The following is a 25,367-nucleotide window of genomic DNA, read 5'->3' on the forward strand; positions in this document are numbered from 1 at the left end:
GTCACCTGGGAGGTCAACCTCACACCTCGTCGAAGGTCGGGGGCTCGGTGAGCCAGGTCTGCAGGAGGTGGTCGGGAGTGGCGGTGGACTGGAGGGCGGTGGCGATGGACGGAGGGCGCAGATCCTGCGCGGTGAGGTCGGCCAGCGGGAGCCAGACGGCTCGGTAGGTGCCGGTTTCGGAGGTGGGCGGGGACGTCAACTCGGAGCCGGTGCCTGCACCGAAGGTGCCGCTGAGAGGTGTGGCCAGGTAGTAGTGCTGGGTCGTGTGCTTGAAGTTGACGACGGCGGCGAGGCCGTGGAGTTTGACGATCAGGCCCAGCTCCTCGTGGGTTTCGCGGACGGCGGCCTCGGCGGAGGTCTCGTCCGGTTCGACGCCACCGCCGGGGAGCGTGTGGTAGCGGAGGCCGCCGCGGACGCGCTCGATGGCGGCGACGCCGTGGTCGGTGACGAGGATGACGCCGGCGCGGATCAAGCGTCGACCGCCTTGGCGAGGACGTGGAACCAGCCGCCCGCGCGGGTCTGGCCGCGGTGCAGTTGCAGGACCTGCCAGCCGGTTTCGGTGAGCAGGGCGCGGAGGGGATCCTCCTGCCAGAGCGTGAAATGGCGAGGCAGTTCGAGGTAGCGGTTGGACCACTCGGCGCCGTCGCCCTCGCGGGTGGTGAAGGCGAGCAGCGGAGCGGCCTTGGCGCACTTGCTCAGCACCGCGGCGAGCTGGTCAGGGGTGAAGTGCAGGAAAACCGCGTCGGCGAAGACCAAGTCGTACGGACCGCCGTAGTCGTCGGTGAGCGCGTTCAGCTGGTCGGCCTCGAAGCCGTCGGCGCGCATCATCTCGACGAAGGCGAGCGTCGCGTCGGTACGGCGTACGCGGTGGCCTCGGCGTTCCAGCTCGGCGGCGTCGCGGCCGGTGCCGCTGCCGAGCTCCAGCACGTCGCCGCCCTCGGGCAGCGCCTCGTCGACCAGGCGAATCAGATTCTCGTTGGGTTCTCGGGGGATTGTCGACCGGAACCTCTCAGCTCGCTGCTCGTAAGCCGCCAGCGTCACGGAATTCGCATCGAACGAGGAGACGATGGTCCAGCCGTCGCCGGTGTGCTCGACGATCGAGGGCAACGCGACGCCGACGTCCGGCGCCACGATCACGACCGTCTCGCCGCGATGCAGGTCGGCGATCTCCTGCAGGTCGCGGACCGCTTCCGGTAACGGCTGAAGCGCCGCCCCCAGCCGCTCGGCCAGCTCCGCCGCGCCCGCGCCCTCCGCCTCGGCGTACACGACCGCGACCCGCTCGCCGGACAGCTGCTCAGCCCACGTCGCTCCTCCCAACGGCAACAGCACCAACCGCGCCGGACACATCAGATTCATGGGCACTCCCCCGAACTCGTCGTGCTTTCAGCCTGCCACCGAGCGCCGTCCGCCACCATGAACCCAACCGGAACCCACCAGGCATCCTTCATGCACTCACCAGGAACTTGGACTACGGTGTCTGTTCGTGCGCCTGGTGATTGCTCGTTGCTCAGTGGACTACTCCGGCCGGTTGACCGCTCACCTGCCGATGGCTCCGCGGTTGTTGATGGTGAAGGCGGACGGGTCGGTGCTGATTCACGCCGACGGTGGGTCGTACAAGCCGCTGAACTGGATGTCTCCGCCGTGCAAGCTGACCGAGGAAGAGGGCGTCTGGAGCGTCACCAACAAGGCCGGTGAGGAGCTGCGCATCACCTTCGAGGAGGTGGTCAGCGACACGTCGTACGAGCTGGGGCTGGACCCGGGGCTGATCAAGGACGGCGTCGAGGCGCACCTGCAGGAACTGCTGGCCGAGCACGTCACCACGTTCGGCGAGGGGTGGACGCTGGTTCGCCGGGAGTACCCGACCGCGATCGGGCCGGTCGACCTGCTCTGCCGCGACGCCGACGGCAAGCACGTCGCGGTCGAGATCAAGCGGCGCGGCGAGATCGACGGCGTCGAGCAGCTCACCCGGTACGTCGAACTGCTCAACCGCGACCCCCTGCTCGCCCCGGTGCGCGGCGTCTTCGCCGCTCAGCTGATCAAGCCGCAGGCCCAGTTCCTGGCCACCGACCGCGGCCTGGAGTGCGTCACGGTCGACTACGACGCGCTCCGCGGCATGGAGTCGGACGTTCTTCGGCTGTTCTAGTTGTACTGACCCAGGAGGTTGTTGACGTAGGGCGAGACCTCCGTGTCGGGTGGGAGCTGTCTGACGGCTTTCCACTCGGTCCACGGAGGTCTCTGTGTCCCACGCTAATGCCCGGCTGACTCCAGCGGGGAGATTGATTATGGTTCGGCGGATCGCGGCAGGGCGCGCGGTGGCTCATGTCGCGGCTGAGATGGGTGTGTCACGCACGTGTGCGTGGCGGTGGTGGCGCCGCTACCAAGACCAGGGCCAGGCCGGGCTGGTCGATCGTTCGTCTCGGCCGCGGTCGTGCCCGCACCGCACCCCACCGTGCACCGAGACCCGGGTCCGGATCTGGCGGCACCTGACCCGACGCGGACCGGTCGACCTGGCCCGCCGGGCCGGAGTGCCGGCCGCGACCATTGGCCGGATCCTCACGCGCCACCACACCCCGCTGCTGCGCGAGTGCGACCCGATCACCGGCGCGGTAATCCGGGCCTCGCGCCGCACAGCCAACCGCTACGAACACCCCTATCCAGGGTCGCTGGTCCACATCGACGTCAAGAAACTCGGCCGAATCCCCGACGGCGGCGGCTGGAAAGCCCACGGCCGCGGTGCCCGCCCCGCCACTCAACGCGGCCTGGGCTACGACTACGTCCACACCGCCATCGACGACCACTCCCGCCTGGCCTACGCCGAGATCCACGACGACGAAAAAGGCCCCACCTGCGCAGCATTCCTGACCCGCGCAACCGCCTTCTACGCCACCCACGGCATCACCGTCGAACGCGTCATCACCGACAACGCCAAGAACTACCGCCTCGCCCGAATCTTCCTCGACACCGCCGCCAGCCTCGGCATCCAGCTCAAGCTCATCAAACCCCACTGCCCCTGGACCAACGGCAAAGCCGAACGCCTCAACCGCACCCTGGCCACCGAATGGGCCTACGCCCGCCCCTACAACACCAACCAGCAACGCACCACCGCCTTGCCAGCATGGCTCAACCACTACAACCTAGAACGACCCCACACCGGCATCGGCGGCCAACGACCCATCGACCGAATCAACAACCTCGCGAGTCAGTACATCTAGTCCAGTCAGAAGCTGAGAAAACACCAGAATTTGCCCGATTCCGGGCAGATCCTTGGCTTCAGCCGCCGAAACCAGCACAGTTGTCCGGGTGATGAGTGAGGTGACGCAGCCGAGCGACGAGCTGGTCGACCAGGTCAGCCGGACCACCGGCCTGAGCACGGAGGACGCCCGGCGAGTGGTCGCCGACGTGCTCGCGTACTTCACCGAGACCACCGAGGAGTACGTCCGGCGCCGGCACCGCGAGCTGCAGACCTACGGCGCGCGCAACGACGAGATCTTCGCCCGGCTCGCCGACGAGCTGCGGCACTGGCCGGTCCGCTCCCCCGAACTCTCTGCCCGGCAGCTACGACGGATCGTCTACGGCTGACCTACAGCGAAAGGAACCCCATCCCATGTGCGGAATCGTCGGGTACGTCGGCACCAAGCCGGCCGCGCCCATCCTGGTGGACGGTCTGGCCCGGCTGGAGTACCGCGGCTACGACTCGGCAGGTGTCGCCGTGGTCGGCTCCAGCGAGCTGAAGGTCCACAAGGACGCCGGCCGCGTCCGGGAGCTGGAGGCCTCGCTGCCCAAGCGGTTCGGCGGCAAGCTCGGCATCGGCCACACCCGCTGGGCCACCCACGGCGGCCCGAGCAAGGACAACGCGCACCCGCACGTGAGCGCCGACCAGCGGATCGCGGTCGTGCACAACGGCATCTTCGACAACGCCGGAGTGCTGCGGGCCCAACTGGAGGACGCCGGCGTCAAGCTGCGCTCCGACACCGACACCGAGGTGCTCGCGCACCTGATCGAGCAGTCCGAGGGCGAGACCCTCGAGGACAAGGTGCTGGCCGCCCTGCGCCGGATCGAGGGCACCTACGGCATCGCCGTGGTCGACCTGGACTTCCCCGACCGGATCGTCGTCGCCCGCAACGGCAGCCCGCTGATCCTCGGCGTCGGCGACGGCGAGATGCACGTGGCCTCCGACGCGGCCGCGCTGATCCGCTACACCCGTCAGGTCGTCTACCTGGACGACGGTGAGCTCGCCACCGTCCGCGCCGACGGCTACCGCACCTTCACCCAGGACTCGCGGACCACCACCAAGACCGAGAAGACGGTCGAGTGGGACGCCGAGGAGTTCGAGCGCGGCGCGCACGAGCACTTCATGGTCAAGGAGATCCACGAGCAGCCGGAGGCGGTGCAGCGTGTCATCCGCGGCCGGCTCGACGAGCGCTTCCACGCCGTCCACCTGGGCGGCCTGAACATGGACGCCCGCGAGGCCCGCGAGATCAAGCGGGTCAAGATCCTCGGCTGCGGTTCGGCGTACTACGCCGGTCAGCTCGGGGCCCAGTTCATCGAGGAGGTCGCCCGGATCCCCGCCGACGCCGAGCCGGCCTCGGAGTTCCGCTACCGCAACCCGGTCGTCGAGCGGGACACCCTGTACGTCGCGGTCAGCCAGTCCGGCGAGACGCTGGACACCCTGGTCGCCGTGCAGGAGCTCAAGCGCAAGGGCGGCCGGGTGATCGGCCTGGTCAACGCGGTCGGCTCCAGCATCGCCCGTGAGGTCGACGGCGGCGTCTACCTGCACGCCGGTCCGGAGGTGTCGGTCGCCTCGACCAAGGCGCTGACCAACATGGCCGTCGGGTTCGCGATGCTCGGCATCCACCTGGGCCGGATCCGCGATGTCTCGCCCGCCGACGGCCGGCGACTGATCGACGGGCTGAAGAAGATCCCGGCGCAGATCCAGGCGATCGTCGACACCGAGCCGGAGCTGGCCGAGATCGCCGGCCGGCTGTCGAAGCACGAGAGCCTGTTCTTCGTCGGCCGCACCCGCGGCTACCCGGTCGCCCGCGAGGGCGCGCAGAAGCTCAAGGAGATCTCCTACCGGCACGCCGAGGCGTACCAGACCTCCGAGCTCAAGCACGGCCCGCTGGCGCTGATCTCGCCGGACGTGCCGACGGTCGCGATCGTGCCGGACGACGAGCTGCTGGACCGCAACATCGGCGCGCTGCACGAGATCGCCGCGCGCTCCGGCCCGCTGTACGTCGTGACGCACCCCGGCGTCGAGATCCCGGACGGCGCGGCCGCTGTCATCCGGGTGCCGAAGAACGAGCCGGAGCTGGACCCGATCCTGCTCACGATCCCGCTGCAGCTGCTGGCCTACCACGCGTCGGTCGCGCTGGGCCACGACGTCGACAAGCCGCGCAACCTGGCCAAGTCGGTCACTGTCGAGTAGTCGCCAGGCTGCAGGAAGCTGCAGCCGGGCCGCCGTTCATCCGTTGTTCGGTCGTCTAGGTTTCGATCAGGACCCTAGACGACCGACCTTCGGAAGGACTTCCATGCGCTGGCAGGCTCCACTCGCCGCGGCGGCCACCGTCGCCGTGCTGACCGCAACCCTGACCGCCGCCGGACCCGCGGTGGCGAGCAGCCGGCCCGGCGACGGCGGCGGCTCGGCGAGCTGCTCCCCCGACGCGCGGTTCCTCGGCTTCACCGACAGCCTGGACAAGACCACGTACGACGGCCAGAAGGTCTCCGGCCTGTCCGCGCTGAACGTGACCCGCCCGGGCCACGCCGTCGCGCTCGTCGACAACGTGCAGACCTCCCCGGCCCGGATCTTCGATCTGCGGATCGGCAGCAAGCCCACGGTCGCCGTCGACGGGATGACGATCCTGCGCCGGCCCGACGGTACGCCGTACACGGGTGCCGACTTCGACGGCGAGGGCCTGGTCGTCGAGCGCGGCGCGCGGACCATCCTGGCCACGTCGGAGCGCGAGCCGTCGATCCGCCGCTTCCGCCTCTCCGACGGCCGGCAGATCGGCGAACTGCCGGTGCCGTCGCGCTTCCAGGTCGCTCCGGCGGGCCAGGCGAGCAGCAACCAGACCTTCGAGTCGCTCGCCGTCAGCCCCGACGGCCTGTCCCTGTACGCCGGTATGGAGGGCGCGCTCACCCCCGACGGCATCGACTCCGACGGCCGGAGCCACAACCGCATCATCCGGTACGCCGGCCTGCCGGGCCACGCGTACAAGCCGGTCGCGCAGCTCGCCTACAAGACCGATCCCGGCCTGAACCTCGTCGAACTCGCCGTCGTCGGCCGCGACCGGCTCCTCTCGATGGAGCGCACCTTCGTCGCGGGCGTCGGCAACACCATCCGCGTCTTCTCCGTCTCCACCAAGCACGCGCCGGACGTCAGCGGGCGTGAGTCGATCGCGACCGCCCCGGCGAAGGACTTCGTCCAGAAGAAGCTGCTGTTCGACCTGGTCGACTGCCCGCCGTCCGGTGCTGTCGCCAAGCAGCCGCAGCCGAACCCGCTGCTGGACAACGTCGAAGCCCTCGCGCTCGGTGGCTACCTACCCGGGGGCCGCCGCCAGCTCTACCTGCTGTCGGACGACAACGACGGCGCCACCCAGATCACCCGGCTCTACTCGCTCGCCGTCGACCTGCACTGACACAGGCCGTCAGGAGGAAGCAGTCAGCGGCGCAGGCATCCCGTCGGTGAACAGCTGCGCGTCGATCTGGTCCAGAGCGACGCGCAGCGCACCGAGGGCCACGCTGTCGGCTCCCAGGCTGGACGCCCTGATCTCCGGAACGCGCAGGCACAACCGGCCGAGCTCCTGCGCGAGCGGGTCGATGATGAGGTCCGCGGAGCGCGAGTAGCCGCCGCCGAGCACGACAACCTGCGGGTCGAGCGTCAGCACGAGGGCCGCGGCGCCGACGGCGAGGTCCTTCACGTAGCGGCGCAGCGCGGTCTTCGCGTCGCGATCACCTTCGCGGGCCTGGTTGAAGACCCAGGCGGCCTTGTCGTCGGGATGGATGTCGTCGGGTACGCCGGGGCAGTTCTCGATGTGGGACGGTGCCGCCTCCCAGCGGACCGCCTTGAGCGCGCCGATCTCCCCCGCCGCGCCGCCGTGCCCGCGTCGCAGCGTGCCGTCGAGGATGAGGCCCGCGCCGGTGCGCATGCCGGCCAGGATGTAGACGATGTCGTCGGCGTCCTGCGCCGCGCCCTTCCAGCGTTCGGCGACGGCGGCGAGCTTGCAGTCGTTCTCGACCAGGATCGGGCAGCTGAACCGGGCGGCGAGGTGCTCGGCCGGAGAGACGCTCGCCCAGCCCGGCAGCGGGGTGAACAAAGTGGTCCGGCCGGTGGCGTCGACCGGGCCGGTCACCCCGACCGTCACCGCCCAGATCTGCTCGGGCCGCATCTTCACCGCGGCCAGGCACTGGCTGATGGCGGTGTCGACGGCCTCCAGCCGCGCGCCCGGGTCGGCGTCGGGCTCGACCGGCAGCCGGTGGCTGTGCACGACCTGTCCCTCCAGGTCGGCGAGCAGTACGAGGATCTTGTGGCCGCCGACGTCGACGCCGAGCACGTGCCCGGCGTCGGCGTTGAACCGGTAGCGCCGGGCCGGGCGGCCGACGCTGCTGCCGTCCGGCTCGACGATCTTGACCCAGCCGTCGGTGACCAGCCCGCGGACGACGACGTCGGCTCCGGGGCGGGACAGGCCGGTGCGGCTGGCCAGCTCGGTGACCGTGGCCGGCGGCTGCCCGCGCATCGCCCGGACGATGCTGATCGAGTTGAGCTCGCGGAGCGTGCTGACATCGGCTCCGGACGCGGCCGTACCGGTCACCCCGAACTCCCTCTTACGCTTCATTGAAGCGAAATTTTAGCGCTACTCACGAGATCGGATACTGCTGTCCCCGGTTCAGCGCGGCGGTGAAGTCGACCGGACGCCCGTCGATGCCGAACCGGTACCGGCCGTTCCGGACGATCTCGGGCCGCTGCGACAGGTAGGTGACCATGCGTTCGAGCTCCTCGGGCGTCAGCCAGGACGGCGGGTCGGACACCGCCTTGAACCCGCAGATCGCCGCCAGGTCCTGCAGCCAACCCATCTGGGTGTCGGTCAGCAGGTTGAGCCGGCTGCGGAAGTACACGACGTCGGGGTCGACCTCGACCAGCGGCGCCTGCCACAACCGGTGCACCGTGTTCACCAGCGCGTTGTAGGCCATCGCGTCCGAGGGGTCCTCGCTGGCGTAGTTCGTCCACAGCGGCGCGACGTCCGGACCGCTGCGCATCCCGTCGACCAGTCCGAGCGAAGGCAGCAGCAGGCCACCACTGGCGAGCAGGTAGACGTCGGGTCCGGCCACCTTCCGGATCATCGCGAGCGCATCGCGATAGGCCTGTTCCCGATGCGCCCCAGACGCCCGTACGCCGGGCATGGCACCCGCGTTGATGAAGTCCAGCTTGAGATACCGGAAGCCCCACTCGTGCACCACCCGGTGGATCAACTCCGCCAGATGAGCCTGTACGCCGGGGTGCGTGAGGTCCAGCGCCCAGTACCCGGTCCCCCAGTTGTGCCCGGCCACGACCGGATCCCCAGCCGCGTCCCGGAGCACGAACTCGGGACGCTCACGCGCGATCGAAGACGTCGGCAGCACGATGAACGGCGCCAGCCACAGCCCCGGCCTCATCCCGGCGCCGGTGATGCGCTCGGTCAGCGCTCGCATCCCGGAGGGGAACTTGTCGTTCGGCTGCCAGTCCCCGACGGCCTGCTGCCAGCCGTCGTCGACCTGCAGTACGTCGAACGGCAGGTCCGCCAGCGCGGCGATGTCCTTGTTCAGCAGTTGTTCGGTGATGCCCTCGTAGTACGCGTACCAGGTGCACCACACGTTGCCGGCCCGCCGGTCGCTGCTTCCGAGCCGGGCGGCCAGCTGTTCGGCGTACTGGGTGAAGACGTCCTGTTCGGGGCCGTAGGCAAGGAACCAGGGCGCGCCGTCGACCTCGCACCAGCCGGCCAGGGTGTCCTGGTCGGCGCTCAAGCGCGGCGTTCCGAGCCCGAGCGAACCGAGCAGCAGTACTTGGCCGTCGGCCCCCTGCAGCGCGGCCACCGCCGACGAGTGATGGCGCGCCGGGTCGTCCCAGGTGGTGTCGTCGGCGGTGAGACGGCGATCGGGATCGGCGATGCGCAGCGGGTCGTCGCTGAGCCGCCGCCAGCCGCACGGGCTCCAGGAGTTCTGGCCGTGGCGATAGAACAGCGCGTCGCCGAGGCCGTGCAGGATCGCGACCCGGCCCGGCGGCAGGACCAGACCGCCGGGCACGGACTCGGGGGGCTCGGAACCGGTCAGCTCCACCGCGAGCACACGGTCGGCCAGGTCGACGAGCAGAGGCATGGATCTCCTTGAAGCAGCAGTGACCGTTCGGCGGGTCAGCCGGTGCGGGCCCGCCGAACGGTTCGGGTCGGGTGCGGTCAGCCGAACAGGTCGTTGACCTGCTGGTTCGCCTTCTTCAGCGCCGCGGCGGGTTCGGCCTGGCCGAGAACGACCGACTGCATCGCGTCCTGCACGATCTGGCTGATCTCGGTGCCGTGATCGGTGATCGGCAGCAGGAACGTGCCGCCGGGGGTCTTGGTGTAGTCGACGTAGACCTGCACGTCACGGCCCTTCGCCTTGTGCGCGGCCAACGCCTTGTCGGTCGCCGACTTGATCGCCGGGAAGACGACGGCGTTGCCGGCGACAACGTTCTGGCAGTCGGCCGAACCGAGGTACTTCACCCACTTCCAGGCGGCGTCCTTGTGCTCGGTGCCGGCCCAGATCGCGTCGGACAGGCCGTTGATCGCGCTCTTGCGCTGCCCGACCGGGCCGACCGGCAGTGGTGCGAGCGCGAACTTCTGCTTGGCGTCGGCGCCCAGGTAGGTGTTGATCGTCCAGGAGCCCGCGATCGTCAGCGCGGCCTTGCCCGCGTTCATCACCGCGTCGATGCCGAGCGTCGACTGCTTGTCGAACCTCGGCGCGTAGCCCTTGTCGGTGAGCGCCTTGTACCAGCTGATCGTCTCGATCAGCTTGGGGTCGTCGTACTTGTACTGCGTGCCCCACGGGTTCTTGTCGAGGTAGCTGAACCCGTTCGCCGCGGCCAGCTCACCCCAGCCGTTCTGGCCCTGCGAGCCGTCGTTCCACTCCGGCTGGTAGCCGTAGACCTTGACCTTGGTCTTGTCGAAGGCCGGATCCAGCCCGTTGCGGCCGTTCGCGTCGACGGTCAGCTTCGCGATGGTCTGCTCGAACGTCCCGCCGTCGTTCGGGTTCCAGGTCAGGTCCGCCAGGTCCGCGGGCTTGATGCCCTGCTTGGCGAGCATCTGGCTGTTGTAGACGATCGCCTCGGTGTCCCAGTCCTTCGGCAGCCCGTAGCGCTTGCCGTCCTTGGTCCACAGGTCGGCGAGGCCGTCCTGGTACTGGCCGAGGTCGATCTTGTCGGCGTCGACGTTCGGCTGGATGTCGAGGATCTGCTGGCTGGAGACGAACTGCGGGTAGTACGAGACCTGGTTGGTCCACACGTCGGGCGCGTCACCAGCGGCCAGCTGTGTGGTCAGGTTCTGCCAGTACTGCGCCCACGCCGTCTGGGTGATCTTGACCGTGATGTCCGGGTTGGCGGTGTGGAACGCGTCGGCGCAGGCCTGGTACGACGCCTGCTGGTTGTCGTCCCACAGCCAGTAATCGAGCGTGACCGGGCCGTCGGACGCCCCGTCGCCGCCCGCCGAGCCGCTGCAGGCGGTGAGTGCGGTGGCCGCCAACAAGCCGCTCAGCAGGGCCGCTCCGACCTGCTTCCTCTTGATCATCGAGTGCCTCTTCCTGGGATCTGGCGCGGGACCGGGCGTGACCTCTTGCCACGGTCGGCTGTCTCGAATAATGATGTGGCGCATCGAAAATTTGTCAAGGGCAGATCGTAAACCCTGGCACATCACTGGAGGCGTCGATGGTCATTTCCTCGCTGTCCCGCCGAGCCCGGACGGCCGTCGTCGCCGCCCTGAGCGCGGTCGCCCTCGCCCTGCCGGCCTCGACCTCGGCCGCCGGCCCACCGGACCACGGCTGGCGGGACCTGCCGGCCGCGGCGACTCCGGACACCAATCCCCTGAAGGGCTTCATCCCCTACGCGGGCAGCTACTCGACGTTCCCGCACTCGATGGAGTGGTTCTACCTGCCCCTGAACGCCGTCATGACCGGGCCGGACACCTTCGACTGGAAACCGCTGGAGGACCAGCTGAACGCCATCGCCGCCCGCGGCCACCAGGCGGCGTTCCGCTTCTACCTCGATTACCCGGCCAAGCCCAGCGGCATCCCGCAGTTCCTGCTGGACCAGGGCCTGCTGACCCGCCCGTACGACGACTTCGACAACAACGGCCTCAGCGTCTCGCCCGACTACGACGACCCGCGGCTGGCCGCCGCGCTCGACACGTTCATCGCCGCGCTCGGCAAGCGGTACGACGGTGATCCGCGGGCGGGATTCATCCAGCTCGGCCTGCTCGGCTTCTGGGGTGAGTGGCACACCTGGCCGCACAACGGCGATCCCGGCACGGAGAACTGGTTCGCCTCACAGGCCCAGCAGCTCAGGGTGCTGACGGCGTACGACAAGGCGTTCGACAAGACCAAGCTGATGGTCCGCTACCCCAGCACCGACAACGCGGCGCTCGACCTGGGCTATCACGACGATTCCTTCGCCTACTCCACCCTGCCGGGACCCGGCTGGCACTTCATGGACCTGATGCAGCAGGCCGGGACCACCGGCAAGTGGCTGAACGCACCGGTCGGCGGTGAGCTCCGGCCTGAGCTGCAGGGCTGCCTGTTCGCCGTACCGATGCAGTGCGGCGGCGACGGCGACAACAACTTCGCCGACGGCGTCACCCAGACCCACGTGTCCTGGCTGCTCAACCACTACGCCTTCAGCCCCGGCTACACGGGCACCACCTACGACAACGCCTTGGCCGCCGCCAAGTCGATCGGCTACGAGCTGCGCGTCGCCGCGGTGCGGACCAGCCACCAGCGCCGCGGCCTGGACGTCTCTGTCCGGTTCCAGAACGACGGCGTCGCCCCGTTCTACTACGACTGGCCGCTGCAGCTCGCCGCCGTCGGCCGCGACGGCCGGATCGCCCGTACCTGGTCGACGCCGTGGAAGCTGAGCACCGTCAAGCCCGGCGCACCGGTCGAACTCAGCACTGCCCTTCGCACCGCCGGCCTGCGCAAGGGCGACTACACGCTGGTCCTGCGCGCCGCCAACCCGATGCGCGGCGGTCTGCCGCTGCGCTTCGCCACTGCCGGCCAGGACACCACCGTGCCCGGCTGGCTCACGCTCGGCCGGACCAGGATCTCCTGACCTGGCCCGTCCACCCAGCGGGGGATCCATCACCTACCACTGGAGGTCACCGCCCATGTCATCCCTCCTGGCGCGGTCATGCCGCGCTGCCGTCGCACTGGCCCTCGGGGCACTGCTGGCACTGCCGTCGACGGCACCCGTCGCAGCCGCCCCTCAAGGTCCGCCACCCAGGCCCGCGGCTCCCGCGAGCCCCGACCCGTCCCTCACCGTCCACCCACTCACCGCCGCACCGGGCCCGATCGACAACCCGTTGAAGGGGTTCGCGCGCTTCTACTCCCCCGGCAGCAACCAGAACCAGGGCTATCCCCACTCGCTCACCTGGACCTACTTCGGGCTCTCCGAGGTCATGACCAACGCCTCGAACTGCGGTGCGTACGACTGGTCGCTGGTCGACCAGGCGCTGAACGAGAGCGCGACGTACGGCAATCAGGTCGCGATGCGGTTCTACCTGGAGTACCCCGGCGGCTCCGGCACCCATCCCGCCAACGCGATCCCGCGCTGCTTCGACGGTCACGTTGCCTACCGCAACAACTCCTACTGGAACACCACCAGCCCCGACTACGACAACGCCTACCTGCTGACCGCGCTGAAGAACTTCGTCGCCGCGTTCGGCGCCCGGTACGACGGTGATCCGCGGGTCGGCTTCATCCACACCGGCCTGATCGGCCTGTGGGGTGAGTGGCACACCTGGCCCTACGACACCGACACCGCGGACGGCTATCCCAACTACATGCCGACCGATGCCCACGGCACCGAGATCCTGCAGGCTTTCGACAACGCGTTCAACACCACCAAGCTGGAGGTCCGGTACCCCGGCGCCGGTGGCGCCGGCGCGAAGAACCTGAACATCGGCTACCACGACGACTCGTTCTGCTACCGCGAGGGCAGTCCCCTCGCCGGGGTGACCCTGCCGGCGTCGCTCGGCGGTGCGAGCTACTCGCAGCTCCAGCGCGCCCTCGAGCAGGGAGTGGAGAACAAGTGGATCACCAACTCGATGGGCGGTGAGGTCCGGCCGGAGATCCAGTCCCAGGCCTTCAACTACTGGCCCGGCGGCTCGGGTCAGGTGGACAACATGAAAGCGTGCATCGAGCTGGAGCACGCCACCTGGAAGATGAACGAGCAGAGCGCCAACTACAGCCCGGCCGACCCGAACGTCGCGGCCGCCGTCCGGCTGATGGGCTACAACCTCGGCGTCACCAACGCCTACTACTCCAACACCGTGTCCGGCACCGCCAAGATCGGCGTCCAGATCAGCAACGACGGAGTGGCGCCGTTCTACTATCCGTGGACGGTGACGCTCGGGCTGAAGAACAGCGCCGGTACGGTCGTCAAGACCTGGGACACCCCGTGGGATCTGCGCACCGTGATGCCCCGCAAGATCCGGGCCTTTCCCGACTGGGGAGTCGGCGCCGACCCGACGTACCGCGACTTCGGGTACGCGCAGAACTTCGATACGACCGTCAACCTGTCCGGCGTCACCAACGCCGGCTACCAGCTCGTCCTGCGGGTGAAGAACCCGCTGGAATCGGTCACCGCGAACGCGAAGAAGCTGCGGTTCGCCAACGCCACCCAGAACGCCGACGGCTGGCTCGGCCTCGGCTCGATCACCGTCGGCTCCGCGGCCGGCGCCACCACGGTGGAGGCCGAGAACCCGGCCAACACCCTCACCGGCGGGGCGGTCGTCGCGAGCTGCTCCGGTTGCTCGGGCGGCTCCAAGGTCGGGTACGTCGGCAACGGCGCGACGCTGGTGTTCAACAACGTCGGCAGCACCACTGCCGGGAACCGCACGTTGACCCTGTCGTACTTGTCCGCCGTCGCCCGTACGGCGACCGTGAAGGTCAACGGCGGCACGGCGACCAGCGTCGACTTCCCGGCCACCGCGGACTGGAACACGGTCGGCACCCGAAGTCTCACCGTGCCGCTGGTCGCCGGGAACAACACCATCACGATTGCCAACCCGTCCGGGTGGGCGCCCGACTTCGACAAGCTCACCGTCAGCTGAGAACGGGGGCGCCCCGACCGGGGCGCCCCACCTCTCACTTGAGGCCGGAGAAGTTCAGCGACTCCACCAGCCGCTTGCCCAGGAAGATCAGCAGCAGAAGCACCGGTACGACGGACAGCACCGATCCCGCCATCAGGCCGGTCCAGTCCGGCGCCCGATTCGGGGATTGCTGGAGAAAGACGCCGAGCCCGACGGTCAGCACCCGCGTGTCCTCACCCTTGCCGACCAGCAGCGGCCACAGGTAGTCCTTCCAGCTCCAGACCACAGTGGTCAGGGCGATCGTGATCAGCGGGCCGCGGCTCATCGGGAGCACGATCCGCCAGAACATCCCCCACGTCCCGACGCCCTCGAGCATCGCGGCCTCCTCGACCTCCCGGGGGATCGACAGGAAGAACTGACGCAGGAAGAACACCGCGAACGGCGTCATCAGCAGGCTGGGCAGCACCAGCCCGGGGATCGTGTTCAGTACGCCGAGCTGCTTGACCAGGACGAAGTTCGGCAGCAGCGTGAAGATCGGCGGCACCATCAACGCGGCGATGATGATGCCGAAGGCAACGTCCCGGCCGGGGAACCGCAACCGGGCGAACGCGTAGCCGGCCATCGCACAGCAGAAGGTCTGCACGGTCGCGATCAGGCCGCTGTAGACGACCGAGTTGAACGTGTAGCGCAGGAAGTCGATGTGCGCGCCCGATCCGCCGGCGGCGCGGGCCTCCTCGGGGCCGACCAGTCCGAGCACCCGGCGGAAGTTGATCAGGGTCGCGTCCCGCGGCCACAGCGACGTCGATCCGTCGTACAGGCCGGCGGCGGGGGTGAGCGCCGTCCGGACCATCCAGTAGAAAGGGAACACGGTGAGCACGAGCGCGGTGGTCAGCGCGAGCCAGGCAACGGCGCGGCCGAGCTTCGATCCGGTGAACATGCGGGGCTCCTCAGGCCAGATCCGAGCGGGACGCGCGCAGCATCCGCAACTGGACGACGGTCAGCAGACCGAGCACGACCACGAGCACCATCGCGACGGCCGCGGCGTAGCCCATGTGGAAGTAGGTGAAGGCCTGCTGGTAGATGTAGTAGTAGATGACCCGGGTCTCCGGAATCGGCGCCTTGCCGCCGTAGACGACCGCGACGGTGTCGAAGATCTGGAACGAGCCGATCAGCGACACCACCAGCACCAGTGCGAGCACCGGCCGCAGCAGCGGCAGCGTGATCGACCGGAACATCCGCAGCTCGCCCGCGCCGTCGATCGACGCGCTCTCGTACAGGTGCTGCGGGACCTGCAGCATCCCGGCGTACAGCAGCAGCGCGGTGTAGCCGGTATAGGCCCAACTGTTGACCAGGGCAACCAATGGCATCGCCCACAGCGGCGAGTTGAACGACAGCGTCGTGTCCAGGCCGATCCCGCCCAGCAGGTGGTTTACGAAGCCCAGGTCGGGATCGAGCAGCCAGGCCCACAGCAGCCCGATCGTCACGTTCGGCACCAGCCAGGGCACCAGCAGCGCCGCCCGCAGCACGACCGAACGGGTCAGGCGGTGCATCAACGCCGCCAGGCCGAGCGCGAGCGCGGTCTGGGAGACGATGTTCAGCACGACGTAGTACGCCGTGACCTTCAGCGCGTTCCAGAACTGGTCGTCGTCGATCAGGTTCCGGTAGTTGTCCGCCCCCACGTACGACGGGTCGTTGAGCAGGCTGAAGTCGGTCAGCGAGTACCAGATCCCCCGCACCGTCGGATACGCGTAGAAGACCGCGAAGCCCAGCATCACCGGCAGCAGGAACAGCCACCCCGTCCGCCGGTCGTCGCGCTGCTTCGGCCTCACCGCGTTCATCCGGCGCCTCCTCGATCCCCACTGGCACGCCCCCCGCGGGCGCTTCGTCGGATGATTATGATGCGGCCTAGCGAATATTTGTCAACAGCCAATCGTATTAAGAGCTGTGGTTCGGCGACATCGCTGTGACTGGCGGGACGGAGGTGAACGGGTGACAATCGGTGGATGCGCGTGATCGTGGTGGGTGCCGGCGTGATCGGGCTGAGCGCGGCGGTGCGGCTGGCCGAGGCCGGGTACGACGTGGGGGTTTTCGCGCGGGACCTGCCGCTGGAGACCACGTCTGCGGTGGCGGCCGCGATCTGGTATCCGTTTCTCTCGGCACCGCCGGACCGCGTCGCCGGCTGGGCGCGCACGACGTACGGCGAGCTGGTGCAGCTCGCCGCCTCGGTGCCGTCGGTGCGGCTGCGGCACGGCCGGGAGTTCCTGACCGAGTCGCGGCCGGTCCCCTACTGGGCCGACGTACTCGACGACTTCGCGCGGGTCGGGTCACCGCCGCGCGGCTTCAAGGACGGCTGGTCGTTCACCACCCCGGTGGTCGAGATGCCGCTCTACCTGCAGTACCTGGTCAAGCGGCTGGAAGCAGCGGGTGGGTCGCTCACGCGCGCAGCCCTCTCCGGCCTGCCGAACTCGGCCGACGTCGTCGTGAACTGTGCGGGACTCGGCGCCCGGCTGACCGCCGGGGACCCGACCGTCACGCCGGTGCGCGGCCAGGTGCTCACCGTCGAGCAGTTCGGCCTGACCGACTGGCTGATCGCCGACCAGAGCCCGTCCGACCTCACGTACGTCGTACCGCGGTCCAACGACATCGTCATCGGTGGCACCAGCCAGCCCGACAGCTGGGACCTGAGCATCCGGCCGGACACGGCCCAGGCGATTCTCGATCGGGCGGCCGTTCACGTTCCTGAGCTACGCCAGGCCAAGATCATCAAGCACCGGGTCGGGCTGCGCCCGGCGCGGCCGGCGGTCCGCTGCGAGAGCGTCCGCGTCGGCGAGCAGACCGTCGTGCACTGCTACGGCCACGGCGGCTCGGGTGTCACGCTCTCCTGGGGCTGCGCCGACGAGGTGCTTGCTCTGGTCAAGAACGCCTAGACGCCGAGGACCTGGCAGAGCAGGTCGAGCGCGCCGGAGTAGGAGTGGTCCGGCGGAGTCCCGTAGCCCACGACCAGGGCCTCGCGGGTCGAAGCGCCGTGGAAGTGGTATGTGTTCAGGTGCGCCAGCCCTAGTCGCTGCCGGGCAGCCCGGTCGACCATGTCCTGCGCATCCCCCGGTACATCGAGCAGCACGTGCAGCCCAGCCGAAATGCCGGCCACCTGTACGCCGGGCGCGCGGACGCCGAGCAGTTCGACCAGGCGGTCGCGGCGACGCCGGTAGTGCAGCCGGGACCGGCGCACGTGCCGGTCGTAGTGGCCGGACTCGATGTACTCGGCCAGGATCAGCTGGTCGAGCGTGGCGGTCTGCAGGTCGGCAGTGCGCTTCGCGGCGAGCAGCGGTTCCATCAGGTGCTGCGGCACGACCATCCAGGCCAGCCGGAGCCCGGGCGCGAGGCTCTTGCTCGCCGTACCGGTGTAGACGACTCGCTCCGGGTCCAGCGTCTGCAGCGCGCCGACGGTCTGCCGGTCGTAGCGGAACTCGCCGTCGTAGTCGTCCTCGATGAGGACCGCACCGGTCTGCCGGGCCCACTCCACCGCCGCCGAACGCCGGTCGGGCGCCAGCGGCACACCTGTCGGCATCTGGTGAGCAGGGGTGAGCAGAACGGCCTGACCGGTCAGCTGGTCCGTCCGTACGCCGTACTCGTCGACCGGGACCGGGACCGGAGTCAGCCCGCGGGTCCTGATCACGTCCCAGTGCAGGTTGTAGCCGAACTCCTCGACCGCGACAGTGGTGGCGCCCTGACCACGCAGGGCTTCGCTGAGCAGGTTGAGCGCCTGGACGTAACCGGAGCAGACCAGGATGCGCTCCGGGTCGGCGTGTACGCCGCGCGCTCTGGCCAGGTAGTCGGCGAGCATCCGGCGCAGCTCGGGCCGGCCGCGCGGGTCGCCGTACCCGAAGGCGTCGTTGGGGGCCGACGACAGCGCCTTGCGAGCAGCCGCGAGCCACTCGCCGCGCGGGAAGGTGGCGAGGTCGGGTGAACCGGGCCGGAGGTCGTAGCGGACGTCGGGCTTCCTGAAACTCTTGATCGGCGCCGGCGCGGGCGGGACCGCGCTCGGACGCCCGGCGACCACGGTGCCGGAGCCCTGGCGGGCCGTCAGCCAGCCCTCGGCGACCAGTTGCCCGTAGGCGTCCGCGACGGTGTTCCGCGCGATGCCGAGGTCCTTGGCCAGTGTGCGAGACGACGGCAGCCGGGTCCCGGGCACCAGCCGGCCGCTCCGGATCGAGCTGTGCAGCGCGGCCACCAGATCGGCCCGGCCGCGGCTCCCGGTCAGATCAAGGTGCAGATCCGCCCCCGCTTCCAGAGGCTCCTCGGAAATGGCCCGTCGTTGCGTCATAGAAGTGGACCATACTCCTGGGCCGGTGCGCGGCTAGCGTGGTCGGCATGAGCACAACGAAGCGACGAGTGAAGGTGGCCTCGCTGGCCCCAGAGTTCTACCGGGCGATGATCGCCCTGGACGCCGAGTCCGCGCACGGGCTGGACCCGCTGCTGGCCCACCTGGTGCGGATCCGCGCCTCGCAGCTGAACGGCTGCGCCTACTGCCTCGACATGCACACGCTGGACGCCCGGCACGAGGGTGAGACCGAGCAGCGGCTCCACCTGGTCGCCGCCTGGCGGGAGGCCGGCAAGTTCTTCACCGCGCGGGAGCAGGCCGCGCTGGCCCTGACCGAGGCGATCACGCTGATCAGCGTGGACCACGTGCCGGACGAGGTGTACGACGCGGCCGCCGAGCAGTTCGCCGACAAGGAACTGGCCCAGCTGATCGGCCTGATCATCACCATCAATGCCTGGACCCGGATCGGCGTCACCGGTCGCCTTGAGCCCGGCCACTACTCCCCGAGCTGAGGCGCGATGAGCCGAGCAGAGACACTGCGGGCCCTGCACCACGGCGACACCCCACTGGTGCTGCCGAACGCCTGGGATCCGGTCAGTGCCCGGATCGTCGCCGAGGCGGGTTTCTCAGCGGTCGCGACCAGCAGTGGCGCGGTCGCCAGGGTGATCGGGTACGACGACGGCCAGCTGACCCCGGAGGCCGAGATGTTCGCCGCCGTCGCCCGGATGGTCCGGGCGGTCGACGTACCGGTGACGGCGGACATGGAGGCCGGGTACGGGCTGAGCCCCCAGGAGTTCGTGGAACGGTTGCTGGAGACCGGAGCGGCCGGCTGCAACCTGGAGGACTCGACCAGCGACGGTCTGACCGAACCGGAGCGGCAGGCGGACTACCTGGCCGAGGTGCGAGCAGCCGCCGGAGCGGATCTGGTTGTCAACGCCCGCATCGACACCTTCCTGCATGGCGGCACGGTGGCGGACGCGATCACCCGCGGGCGGGCGTACCGCCGGGCCGGAGCGGACTGCGTCTACCCGATCCTCGCGCCGGTGGAGTCGATCGCCGAGCTGAAGGAGGGCATCGGCGGGCCGCTCAACGCCCACGCGGCGCCGGACGGGCCGACCTGCGCCGAGCTCGTCGCCGCCGGCGCGACCCGGATCTCGTACGGCACCAGCCTGCACCACTACCTGATGGACAGCTTCCGCAAGCTCCTGCCCGAGCTGGGTTGAGCGTCAGTCCAGGGAGATGACCAGGCGGGAGTCGGCCCCGGTCCCGTACTCCGGGTCGCCGCCGCGGATCAGAACGGAGTGCTCCGTGGCGGTTGCCCGGTAGAGGCGGAACAGGCCGTCGCCGCGCAGTTCGTCGAGCTCGAACTCGCGGCCCTCGTCGAGCCGGCTGTTGTAGATCGCGGCAGCCGGCTCCAGTTCGTCGTCGGGGACCTGCGCCGCGGTCGCCTCGACGTACACGGCCTGCGCGTTGCCGACCGCCACCGACGAGTCGAAGATCGCCAGGCTCGCGGTGGAGCGCACAGTGAGGTTCCGCGAGTGCCGGGTGGTGGGCGACGAGACCCAGTAGAAGCGGCGGTACTCCTCCGGCACGAAGTACACCGGAGTGACCCAGGGGTTTCCGTCGGCGTCCGCCGTACCGAGGGCCAGGTAGAGATTCGCGTCGATCACCTCTCGGGCCAGAGCAGCGTGGTCTCGCATCAGGTCTCCTCAGCAGTCGTCTCGTTGTCGCAGGCTACCCACGCCGAGGGGCTGACGGGGAAGTCCGTACGACGGGCGCGGCCGCCGCGGTGATCGCCACACCGATCGCCGGCAGGAGCAGAGCGGCCGGCAGGCTGCCCAGGTGAGCCAGCACGCCGATCGCGGCGGGCCCGGTGAAGGAGCCGAGGTAGCCCATCGCCGACACCCGCGCCACTGCGACGGCGACCGGGAGGTTCCGGTCGGCTCCGGCGGCGCCGATGCTGATCGGCAGGAGGTTTGCCAGCCCTAGTCCGAGCAGCCCGAGACCTGCCAACGCGCTCCAGGCGGTCCCGATCAGCAGGCCGGCTGCGAACCCGCCACCTGCGACGAGTGCACCGAGCCGGAAGACGGTGACCGGTCCGAGCCGGCCGATCAGCCGATCGCCTCCCAGCCTGCCGAGAGTCACAGCCGCTTGGAAGACCGCCAGGGCCGTCGCAGCCACCGCCGCCGAGGTGTGGTGGCTGTCGCGAAGCAGGACCGCACTCCAGTCCAACGCTGTGCCTTCGGCGAAGGTGAACACGAAGGCGAGCCCGCCCAGGAGCAGTAGCCGCCCAGACCAGCCGGACAGCCAGGTGCTGTGCTCGCCATGCTCGGCCGACGCACTGTGCAACTCAGCAGGCGGCAGCAGCGTGCGGCTCGCCAGCAATCCCAGGACGACCGTCCCGACCGCGACCAGGGTGAAATGGACCGCTACTCCTCCGCCGAGCGCAGCGGCGAGCGCGGCCAGGCCGCCGCCGGCGACCCCGCCGAGGCTGTGCATCGCGTGCAGCCCCGACAACACCGGCCGCCCGTACGACGCCTGCAGGCCGACGCCCTGGTCGTTGATCGCGACGTCCACCACGCTGTTGGCCATCGCCGAGACCGCCAGCGCGAGCGTCAGCGTCACCAGGCTTCCCGCGTGCGCAATGGCGAGCAGGAGCGCTGCGAAGACAGGCAGCGCCACCGTGACCGCTCGCCGACTACCCAGGCGCGTCACCACGACCGCACCGACCTGCAGGCCGGCCACCGCCCCGGCATTGAGGCCGACGAAGGCGATCGCAAGATCGGAGTCGGACAGCCCGAGGTCGGCCTTGCGCGCCGGAATCCGCGCCGCCCAGGTCGCGAAGACCAAGCCGGTCAGGAAAAACGCGGCCGCCGTACCGAGCCGGGCGGTCCTGAGACGGCGGGTGATCACGAGGCGGAGTTCGGTTCTGAGGGCTCCGTGGACAAGCCGAGTCGCAGGGCGTAGACGAGTGCCCAGTCCTGGTCGTTGGCGAGGGGGTCGGCGACATGGGCGGGGAGGTTGTTGACGGCGCTGGGGTAGACGAAGGCGCAGGTGGCGGTGCCGTCCTGGTGGAAGTTGGCCAGGTTGGCTCTGAGGATCGCCTCGCCTGCTGGGCGCAGGTGGTCGTCGGGCCACGTCAGGTAGACGGCCGCGCTGAGCACGGACCAGTAGTGCGGGAAGACGTCGCCCCACAGCCGGAGCAGGCCGAACCAGTAGCCGTCCCAGTGACGGATCGGGATGTGCCGCAGCCGTACGTCGGGTTGGTCGGCAGCGAAGGCGGTCAGCCAGGGCAGGCGACGGGTCAGCTCCGCCAGCTCGACCGCACCCTCCTCATACGCCGCCAGCAGGAGTTCCAGCAGGGGTGCGACCATCGACTGCTCGTAGTTGACCTCGTGCGGCGGCAGGTCGTCGCCGTACTCGATGAAGGCGGCGGCGTGCCGGGCCAGGTGCTCGCGCATCCGGGCGGCGGTCTCGGGGTCGGTCGTGGCGGCCAGCGAGCGCAGCAGCGGGCCGAGGTCGAAGGCGAGGAAGTGCTCGCCGCCGAGCGCGTAGTACCGGTCGATGATCCGGACCGCTCCGGCGGTGTCGCCCTGGCCGAGCAGGAAGCGGGCGAACCAGGGGAAGTTGTACAGCCGGGTCCGGCTCTCGTGCAGGCTGTCGTCGGCGACCGTGCCGTCGGCGGCGACCAGGTGCTCCAGTACGAACTGCTGATAGCCGAGGAGTGCCTCGTCCAGCTCGACTCGGTCGCACCAGCCGCGGTCGCGCGCCTCCTGGAGCAGCAGCGCGGTGCCGATCCGCTCGCGCGCGTCTGACCAGTCACGCCAGCCGCCGGACAGCAGGCGCAGACCCGTCTGAGCGTCGTACGGGACGAACGAGAAGCGGCGGCTGTCGCTCAGCTCGACCGGGCGCTGGTGGTCGAGGACGAACCGCACCCGGCGTTCGACGATCTCCTGCAGCGGCTCGTGGAAGAGCAGACCGACCCGGGAGCTGACCTTGCCGTCGGTCACGTCGACGTACTGGACGCCTGGCTCCGCAGAGGTCACCGTCGAAGGGCCGGTGACACCATCGGCCAGTTCCAGCGCCAGTGACTCGCCCGCCAGCGCAGTGAGCACCGGCGCCTCGACCAGCGGCGTCCAGCTCGCCCGGAAGTCGGCCAGCGAGTCGAACCACTCCAACTGCCAGGTCCACCGGTACGACTCCCCCGGCGCCAGCACAACAGGTACCTGACCGCCCAGCGCGTGCGGCGAGCGCGCGTGGTCCGTGACGTGCAGGTAGAGGTGGCCGCGGCTGTTGCTGCTGGTCACGCTGTCCCGCGACTCCACGGAGTACGCCCACAGCTCGCCCTCGATCAGCCGCAGTCCCAGACCGGGTCCGCTGCCGTCCATTGGGACCGCCCAGACCCAGGAGTCCGCGCCGCCGGTCCAAACGTGAGCGTGTACGGCGCTGCGCAGGCTCTCGCGGCTGGAGCTGTAGAGATCGCGCCACGGCGTACTGATCGCGAGCGAACCGATCTCCACCGAGTCGGAGCCGGTGTTGCGCAGCTCGTACGTCTCGGTCCACCGCTCGCCGAACCGCCGGCCGACCCGCAACTCCAGCTCGCCGAAGCGGTACAGCAGGTCGATGCCGCTGGAACGCCACCGCGTGAAGGCCGGCGCGTCGAAGCGGTGGCTGCCGCGCGAGGTGATGACGAAGCCCTTGCCCCAGTAGTGCGTCGGGTCGTGCCAGGCGCCGTCCGACAGCAGCATCGAGTGCCCGCGGGCCGGATGCAGCACCGCCGCGACCGCCCCGTCGTCGCCCACCTCGACCTGCCCGGCCCCGACCGCGAAAGTTTCCGGCATTTTCCCAACTTAGCGATGTCGAGAGCCGTCGAGCAGCTTCGTCCCCCTGGTGTCAGACCCCGACGACGACAAAGGACACTCAGATGAACCAGCACGAGATCGCCGAGATCCTGGCCAAGCCGTACGCGCAGGACCTGCTGTTCGCCCCCGCCCCGGCCCGCTTCTCCTACGTCGCCCTGGACGGCGGCCCGCGGGTGGTGCCGATCGGCTTCCACTTCGACGGCGAGCGCCTGCAGATCTTCACCATCCCGAAGTCGGCCAAGGTGAAGGCGCTGCGCCACAACCCCCGGGTCGCGCTCACCCTGGACACCAACGGCTTCCCGCCGAAGATGCTGCTGATCCGCGGCACCGCCGAACTGAAGCTCGAGCAGGGCGTCCCGGAGCAGTACATCCTCGCCGGCAAGAAGGTGATGACCGACGAGCAGCACGTCGGCTGGACCCAGGGCGTGAAGGACCTGTACGACGAGATGGTCCGGATCACCGTCACCCCGGACTGGGTCAAGCTGATCGACTTCGAGACCACGCTCCCGAAGGACGTCCAGGACCTGATCGACGCCAAGCAGGCCTAGGGCTAGGGTGTGTCGTCGACTCCCCGGCATGTCTGGGTTCTAGCGGCTCCGGTGGCGTACACTGATCGGCAGATAACCCGTGAGACCGGGTGCCGATTGGCCCACGAACTCGAGCCCAGACGTTTAGACAACAAGCCCTGGGATCACGACCGAGGTCAGGCTGGTGTCGGACTGATCCCGTCTCAAAGCTTCTACACATCGCCGCTGTAACAACTTCAGAGCCCGCCCAGTTCGTGCTGACGGGGCTACTGGGGTGAGCTATGCAAGCGATGATGTTGCTTCTCGTGATTCCGTCGATCTGCGGTTTGGTCGCGTGGGCTCTTTGGCTGCGGTTCTGTCGCCATGTCTTTGACAAAGAAGGCAGCACGGGGCTCACGCACTTACCCCCTGTGGCGCGGGCGTTCCGTCGGCAACTTTACGTCGGTCGTTCACCTGGACACGCCTCCGACGAGGACACCACCTCGGCCCCCGTACGAGAGCCCCGCGATCCGCGGGCGATCTCGGCCGTCACCGACCTCGGGCAAACCTCGAGGGGTGAATCAAGATGACCTCGTCCTTTTCGGAGTCAACCCCTGGCTCGGCGGATCACATCGCAAGGTGGTGCCTGGCTCTCCACGACCAGTCCGGTGTCGTCGAGGTGATTGAACGAGTGTTGGAGTTCGCGCTGGAAACCGCGAATGCAGATTTCGGCGGGGTCAACCTAATCGGACGCCGACGCTCACTCGAATACGGTGGATACACCAGCCACGCGGTCAGCGAGTTGCACGAGACGGAACTCGCGATGGGCGAGGGACCCAGTGTCCAACTCACGACTTCATCAACTTCTCTCTGCGTGGCGATCCCTGACGTAGTCCGCGACCTTCGCTGGCCGGCATGGACAGCCGCAGCCACTCGCGCCGGAATTTCTAGCGCGTTGATACTACGCATGGACGTCAGGAAATCTGCCGTTGGCACACTAGCCCTCTATGGAGCGCAACCTCGGGCCTTCAACACCCTCTCGGATACGTTGCGTGTGAGCCTCGCGAAGCATGCCGCAGTCGCCGTGGCAACTGCACGCCATGAGGAGTTCATGATCGAAGCGGTAGATTCACGTAAATTTGTTGGACAAGCCGTTGGAATACTTATGGAGCGGTACGATATTGACGAGAGCATTGCATTTAGGATTCTCAAGGAATACTCGCAAGACAATAATTTGAGAGTTCACGATACGGCGGAACAGTTGATCATGAACCGGCGCCTGCGAGGGCTCCCACGAGACATCGTGCAACAAGTGTCGGGCACTCACAAGCGGCGATCTCTTCGTGTGCCCGTCACTGTGACCATTCCACCTTGAACC

The 25,367-nt window shown here is 69.0% G+C and carries 23 protein-coding genes; 12 read left to right on the forward strand and 11 right to left on the reverse strand.

Translation table 11 applies throughout. The features are described 5' to 3' along the window. Positions 1-19: 19 nt before the first annotated feature. Together ACQPXM_RS29255 and ACQPXM_RS29260 are read right to left on the reverse strand one after the other, a co-directional pair. Positions 20-472 (reverse strand): NUDIX hydrolase, encoded by a 453-nt coding sequence (locus ACQPXM_RS29255; protein ID WP_432939355.1) that lies wholly within the window; start codon positions 470-472, stop codon positions 20-22. Continuing rightward, a complete protein-coding gene (locus ACQPXM_RS29260) occupies positions 469-1,356 on the reverse strand; it encodes a class I SAM-dependent methyltransferase (protein WP_432939358.1) in 888 nt (295 codons plus the stop codon). The genes ACQPXM_RS29255 and ACQPXM_RS29260 overlap by 4 nt, the downstream gene beginning before the upstream one ends. A 127-nt stretch (positions 1,357-1,483) precedes the next feature. Here ACQPXM_RS29260 and nucS point away from each other — a divergent pair, with 127 nt between their 5' ends. The 5 genes from nucS (at position 1,484) to ACQPXM_RS29285 (ending at position 6,635) form a co-directional block, all read left to right on the forward strand. After that, positions 1,484-2,143, forward strand: coding sequence for an endonuclease NucS (gene nucS, locus ACQPXM_RS29265; protein WP_432939361.1), 660 nt, complete (start codon positions 1,484-1,486; stop codon positions 2,141-2,143). Between the two features lie 94 nt (positions 2,144-2,237). After that, positions 2,238-3,212, forward strand: coding sequence for an IS481 family transposase (locus tag ACQPXM_RS29270; protein WP_432939363.1), 975 nt, complete (start codon positions 2,238-2,240; stop codon positions 3,210-3,212). 91 nt (positions 3,213-3,303) lie between these two features. Next, positions 3,304-3,579, forward strand: a complete 276-nt coding sequence (locus ACQPXM_RS29275) for a hypothetical protein (protein WP_432939366.1) — start codon at positions 3,304-3,306, stop codon at positions 3,577-3,579. Positions 3,580-3,604: 25 nt separating this feature from the next. Next, complete coding sequence (gene glmS, locus ACQPXM_RS29280) at positions 3,605-5,425, forward strand: glutamine--fructose-6-phosphate transaminase (isomerizing) (protein ID WP_432939367.1); 1,821 nt, start codon at positions 3,605-3,607, stop codon at positions 5,423-5,425. Between the two features lie 103 nt (positions 5,426-5,528). Continuing rightward, positions 5,529-6,635: an esterase-like activity of phytase family protein gene (locus tag ACQPXM_RS29285; RefSeq protein ID WP_432939369.1), complete on the forward strand. Its 1,107-nt coding sequence runs from the start codon at positions 5,529-5,531 to the stop codon at positions 6,633-6,635. Between the two features lie 9 nt (positions 6,636-6,644). Here the strand turns inward: ACQPXM_RS29285 and ACQPXM_RS29290 are convergent, their stop codons facing one another. The 3 genes from ACQPXM_RS29290 to ACQPXM_RS29300 form a co-directional block, all read right to left on the reverse strand. After that, the gene (locus ACQPXM_RS29290) at positions 6,645-7,832 is read right to left on the reverse strand and encodes an ROK family protein (RefSeq protein WP_432939371.1); all 1,188 of its coding nucleotides are present in this window, start codon (positions 7,830-7,832) and stop codon (positions 6,645-6,647) included. A 22-nt stretch (positions 7,833-7,854) separates the two neighbouring features. Beyond that, positions 7,855-9,348 (reverse strand): glycoside hydrolase family 36 protein, encoded by a 1,494-nt coding sequence (locus ACQPXM_RS29295; protein WP_432939374.1) that lies wholly within the window; start codon positions 9,346-9,348, stop codon positions 7,855-7,857. 77 nt (positions 9,349-9,425) lie between these two features. Next, the gene (locus ACQPXM_RS29300; protein ID WP_432939377.1) at positions 9,426-10,787 is read right to left on the reverse strand and encodes an ABC transporter substrate-binding protein; all 1,362 of its coding nucleotides are present in this window, start codon (positions 10,785-10,787) and stop codon (positions 9,426-9,428) included. A gap of 137 nt (positions 10,788-10,924) precedes the next feature. Between ACQPXM_RS29300 and ACQPXM_RS29305 the strand changes: the two genes are divergently transcribed. Beyond that, positions 10,925-12,319: a DUF4832 domain-containing protein gene (locus tag ACQPXM_RS29305; RefSeq protein ID WP_432939379.1), complete on the forward strand. Its 1,395-nt coding sequence runs from the start codon at positions 10,925-10,927 to the stop codon at positions 12,317-12,319. A 55-nt stretch (positions 12,320-12,374) separates the two neighbouring features. Continuing rightward, positions 12,375-14,321, forward strand: a complete 1,947-nt coding sequence (locus ACQPXM_RS29310) for a DUF4832 domain-containing protein (protein WP_432939382.1) — start codon at positions 12,375-12,377, stop codon at positions 14,319-14,321. Positions 14,322-14,355: 34 nt separating this feature from the next. On the opposite strand, the gene ACQPXM_RS29315 is transcribed toward ACQPXM_RS29310, so the two are convergent. Further along, the gene (locus ACQPXM_RS29315) at positions 14,356-15,237 is read right to left on the reverse strand and encodes a carbohydrate ABC transporter permease (protein ID WP_432939384.1); all 882 of its coding nucleotides are present in this window, start codon (positions 15,235-15,237) and stop codon (positions 14,356-14,358) included. A 10-nt stretch (positions 15,238-15,247) separates the two neighbouring features. Continuing rightward, positions 15,248-16,138, reverse strand: coding sequence for a carbohydrate ABC transporter permease (locus tag ACQPXM_RS29320; RefSeq protein ID WP_432939386.1), 891 nt, complete (start codon positions 16,136-16,138; stop codon positions 15,248-15,250). A gap of 165 nt (positions 16,139-16,303) precedes the next feature. Here ACQPXM_RS29320 and ACQPXM_RS29325 point away from each other — a divergent pair, with 165 nt between their 5' ends. Then, positions 16,304-17,227, forward strand: coding sequence for an FAD-dependent oxidoreductase (locus ACQPXM_RS29325; protein ID WP_432939388.1), 924 nt, complete (start codon positions 16,304-16,306; stop codon positions 17,225-17,227). Here the strand turns inward: ACQPXM_RS29325 and ACQPXM_RS29330 are convergent. Further along, entirely contained in the window at positions 17,224-18,624 is a 1,401-nt protein-coding gene (locus tag ACQPXM_RS29330; RefSeq protein ID WP_432939391.1) for a PLP-dependent aminotransferase family protein, read from the reverse strand. The genes ACQPXM_RS29325 and ACQPXM_RS29330 overlap by 4 nt on opposite strands. Before the next feature lie 47 nt (positions 18,625-18,671). On the opposite strand from ACQPXM_RS29330, the gene ACQPXM_RS29335 reads away from it, so the two are divergent. Next, positions 18,672-19,133 carry a carboxymuconolactone decarboxylase family protein gene (locus tag ACQPXM_RS29335; protein ID WP_432939393.1) on the forward strand — a complete coding sequence of 154 codons (462 nt, stop codon included), beginning with the start codon at positions 18,672-18,674 and terminating at the stop codon, positions 19,131-19,133. Positions 19,134-19,139: 6 nt separating this feature from the next. Further along, positions 19,140-19,844: an isocitrate lyase/PEP mutase family protein gene (locus ACQPXM_RS29340; RefSeq protein ID WP_432939396.1), complete on the forward strand. Its 705-nt coding sequence runs from the start codon at positions 19,140-19,142 to the stop codon at positions 19,842-19,844. A gap of 3 nt (positions 19,845-19,847) precedes the next feature. Here the strand turns inward: ACQPXM_RS29340 and ACQPXM_RS29345 are convergent, their stop codons facing one another. The 3 genes from ACQPXM_RS29345 to ACQPXM_RS29355 are packed head-to-tail and all read right to left on the reverse strand — an operon-like array spanning position 19,848 to position 23,462. Next, positions 19,848-20,321 carry a pyridoxamine 5'-phosphate oxidase family protein gene (locus tag ACQPXM_RS29345; protein ID WP_432939398.1) on the reverse strand — a complete coding sequence of 158 codons (474 nt, stop codon included), beginning with the start codon at positions 20,319-20,321 and terminating at the stop codon, positions 19,848-19,850. Between the two features lie 34 nt (positions 20,322-20,355). Next, on the reverse strand, positions 20,356-21,600 hold the full coding sequence (locus ACQPXM_RS29350; protein WP_432951111.1) for an MFS transporter: 1,245 nt from the start codon (positions 21,598-21,600) through the stop codon (positions 20,356-20,358). Next, entirely contained in the window at positions 21,531-23,462 is a 1,932-nt protein-coding gene (locus ACQPXM_RS29355) for a hypothetical protein (protein ID WP_432939401.1), read from the reverse strand. The genes ACQPXM_RS29350 and ACQPXM_RS29355 overlap by 70 nt, the downstream gene beginning before the upstream one ends. A gap of 83 nt (positions 23,463-23,545) precedes the next feature. Between ACQPXM_RS29355 and ACQPXM_RS29360 the strand changes: the two genes are divergently transcribed. After that, positions 23,546-24,031, forward strand: a complete 486-nt coding sequence (locus ACQPXM_RS29360; protein WP_432939404.1) for a pyridoxamine 5'-phosphate oxidase family protein — start codon at positions 23,546-23,548, stop codon at positions 24,029-24,031. 649 nt (positions 24,032-24,680) lie between these two features. Continuing rightward, entirely contained in the window at positions 24,681-25,364 is a 684-nt protein-coding gene (locus ACQPXM_RS29365; RefSeq protein ID WP_432939407.1) for an ANTAR domain-containing protein, read from the forward strand. Positions 25,365-25,367: the final 3 nt, after the last annotated feature.

It is taken from the genome of Kribbella sp. CA-253562, from assembly GCF_050942265.1.
Lineage (GTDB): Bacteria > Actinomycetota > Actinomycetes > Propionibacteriales > Kribbellaceae > Kribbella.

Bases quoted from the DNA above. Each gene is read 5' to 3' on its own strand.
- ACQPXM_RS29260 (WP_432939358.1), bottom strand. From the start codon at position 1,356: ATGAATCTGATGTGTCCGGCGCGGTTGGTGCTGTTGCCGTTGGGAGGA.
- ACQPXM_RS29275 (WP_432939366.1), top strand. From the start codon at position 3,304: ATGAGTGAGGTGACGCAGCCGAGCGACGAGCTGGTCGACCAGGTCAGC.
- glmS (WP_432939367.1), top strand. From the start codon at position 3,605: ATGTGCGGAATCGTCGGGTACGTCGGCACCAAGCCGGCCGCGCCCATC.
- ACQPXM_RS29285 (WP_432939369.1), top strand. From the start codon at position 5,529: ATGCGCTGGCAGGCTCCACTCGCCGCGGCGGCCACCGTCGCCGTGCTG.
- ACQPXM_RS29290 (WP_432939371.1), bottom strand. From the start codon at position 7,832: ATGAAGCGTAAGAGGGAGTTCGGGGTGACCGGTACGGCCGCGTCCGGA.
- ACQPXM_RS29295 (WP_432939374.1), bottom strand. From the start codon at position 9,348: ATGCCTCTGCTCGTCGACCTGGCCGACCGTGTGCTCGCGGTGGAGCTG.
- ACQPXM_RS29300 (WP_432939377.1), bottom strand. From the start codon at position 10,787: ATGATCAAGAGGAAGCAGGTCGGAGCGGCCCTGCTGAGCGGCTTGTTG.
- ACQPXM_RS29305 (WP_432939379.1), top strand. From the start codon at position 10,925: ATGGTCATTTCCTCGCTGTCCCGCCGAGCCCGGACGGCCGTCGTCGCC.
- ACQPXM_RS29310 (WP_432939382.1), top strand. From the start codon at position 12,375: ATGTCATCCCTCCTGGCGCGGTCATGCCGCGCTGCCGTCGCACTGGCC.
- ACQPXM_RS29315 (WP_432939384.1), bottom strand. From the start codon at position 15,237: ATGTTCACCGGATCGAAGCTCGGCCGCGCCGTTGCCTGGCTCGCGCTG.
- ACQPXM_RS29320 (WP_432939386.1), bottom strand. From the start codon at position 16,138: ATGAACGCGGTGAGGCCGAAGCAGCGCGACGACCGGCGGACGGGGTGG.
- ACQPXM_RS29325 (WP_432939388.1), top strand. From the start codon at position 16,304: ATGCGCGTGATCGTGGTGGGTGCCGGCGTGATCGGGCTGAGCGCGGCG.
- ACQPXM_RS29330 (WP_432939391.1), bottom strand. From the start codon at position 18,624: ATGACGCAACGACGGGCCATTTCCGAGGAGCCTCTGGAAGCGGGGGCG.
- ACQPXM_RS29335 (WP_432939393.1), top strand. From the start codon at position 18,672: ATGAGCACAACGAAGCGACGAGTGAAGGTGGCCTCGCTGGCCCCAGAG.
- ACQPXM_RS29340 (WP_432939396.1), top strand. From the start codon at position 19,140: ATGAGCCGAGCAGAGACACTGCGGGCCCTGCACCACGGCGACACCCCA.
- ACQPXM_RS29345 (WP_432939398.1), bottom strand. From the start codon at position 20,321: ATGCGAGACCACGCTGCTCTGGCCCGAGAGGTGATCGACGCGAATCTC.
- ACQPXM_RS29355 (WP_432939401.1), bottom strand. From the start codon at position 23,462: ATGCCGGAAACTTTCGCGGTCGGGGCCGGGCAGGTCGAGGTGGGCGAC.
- ACQPXM_RS29360 (WP_432939404.1), top strand. From the start codon at position 23,546: ATGAACCAGCACGAGATCGCCGAGATCCTGGCCAAGCCGTACGCGCAG.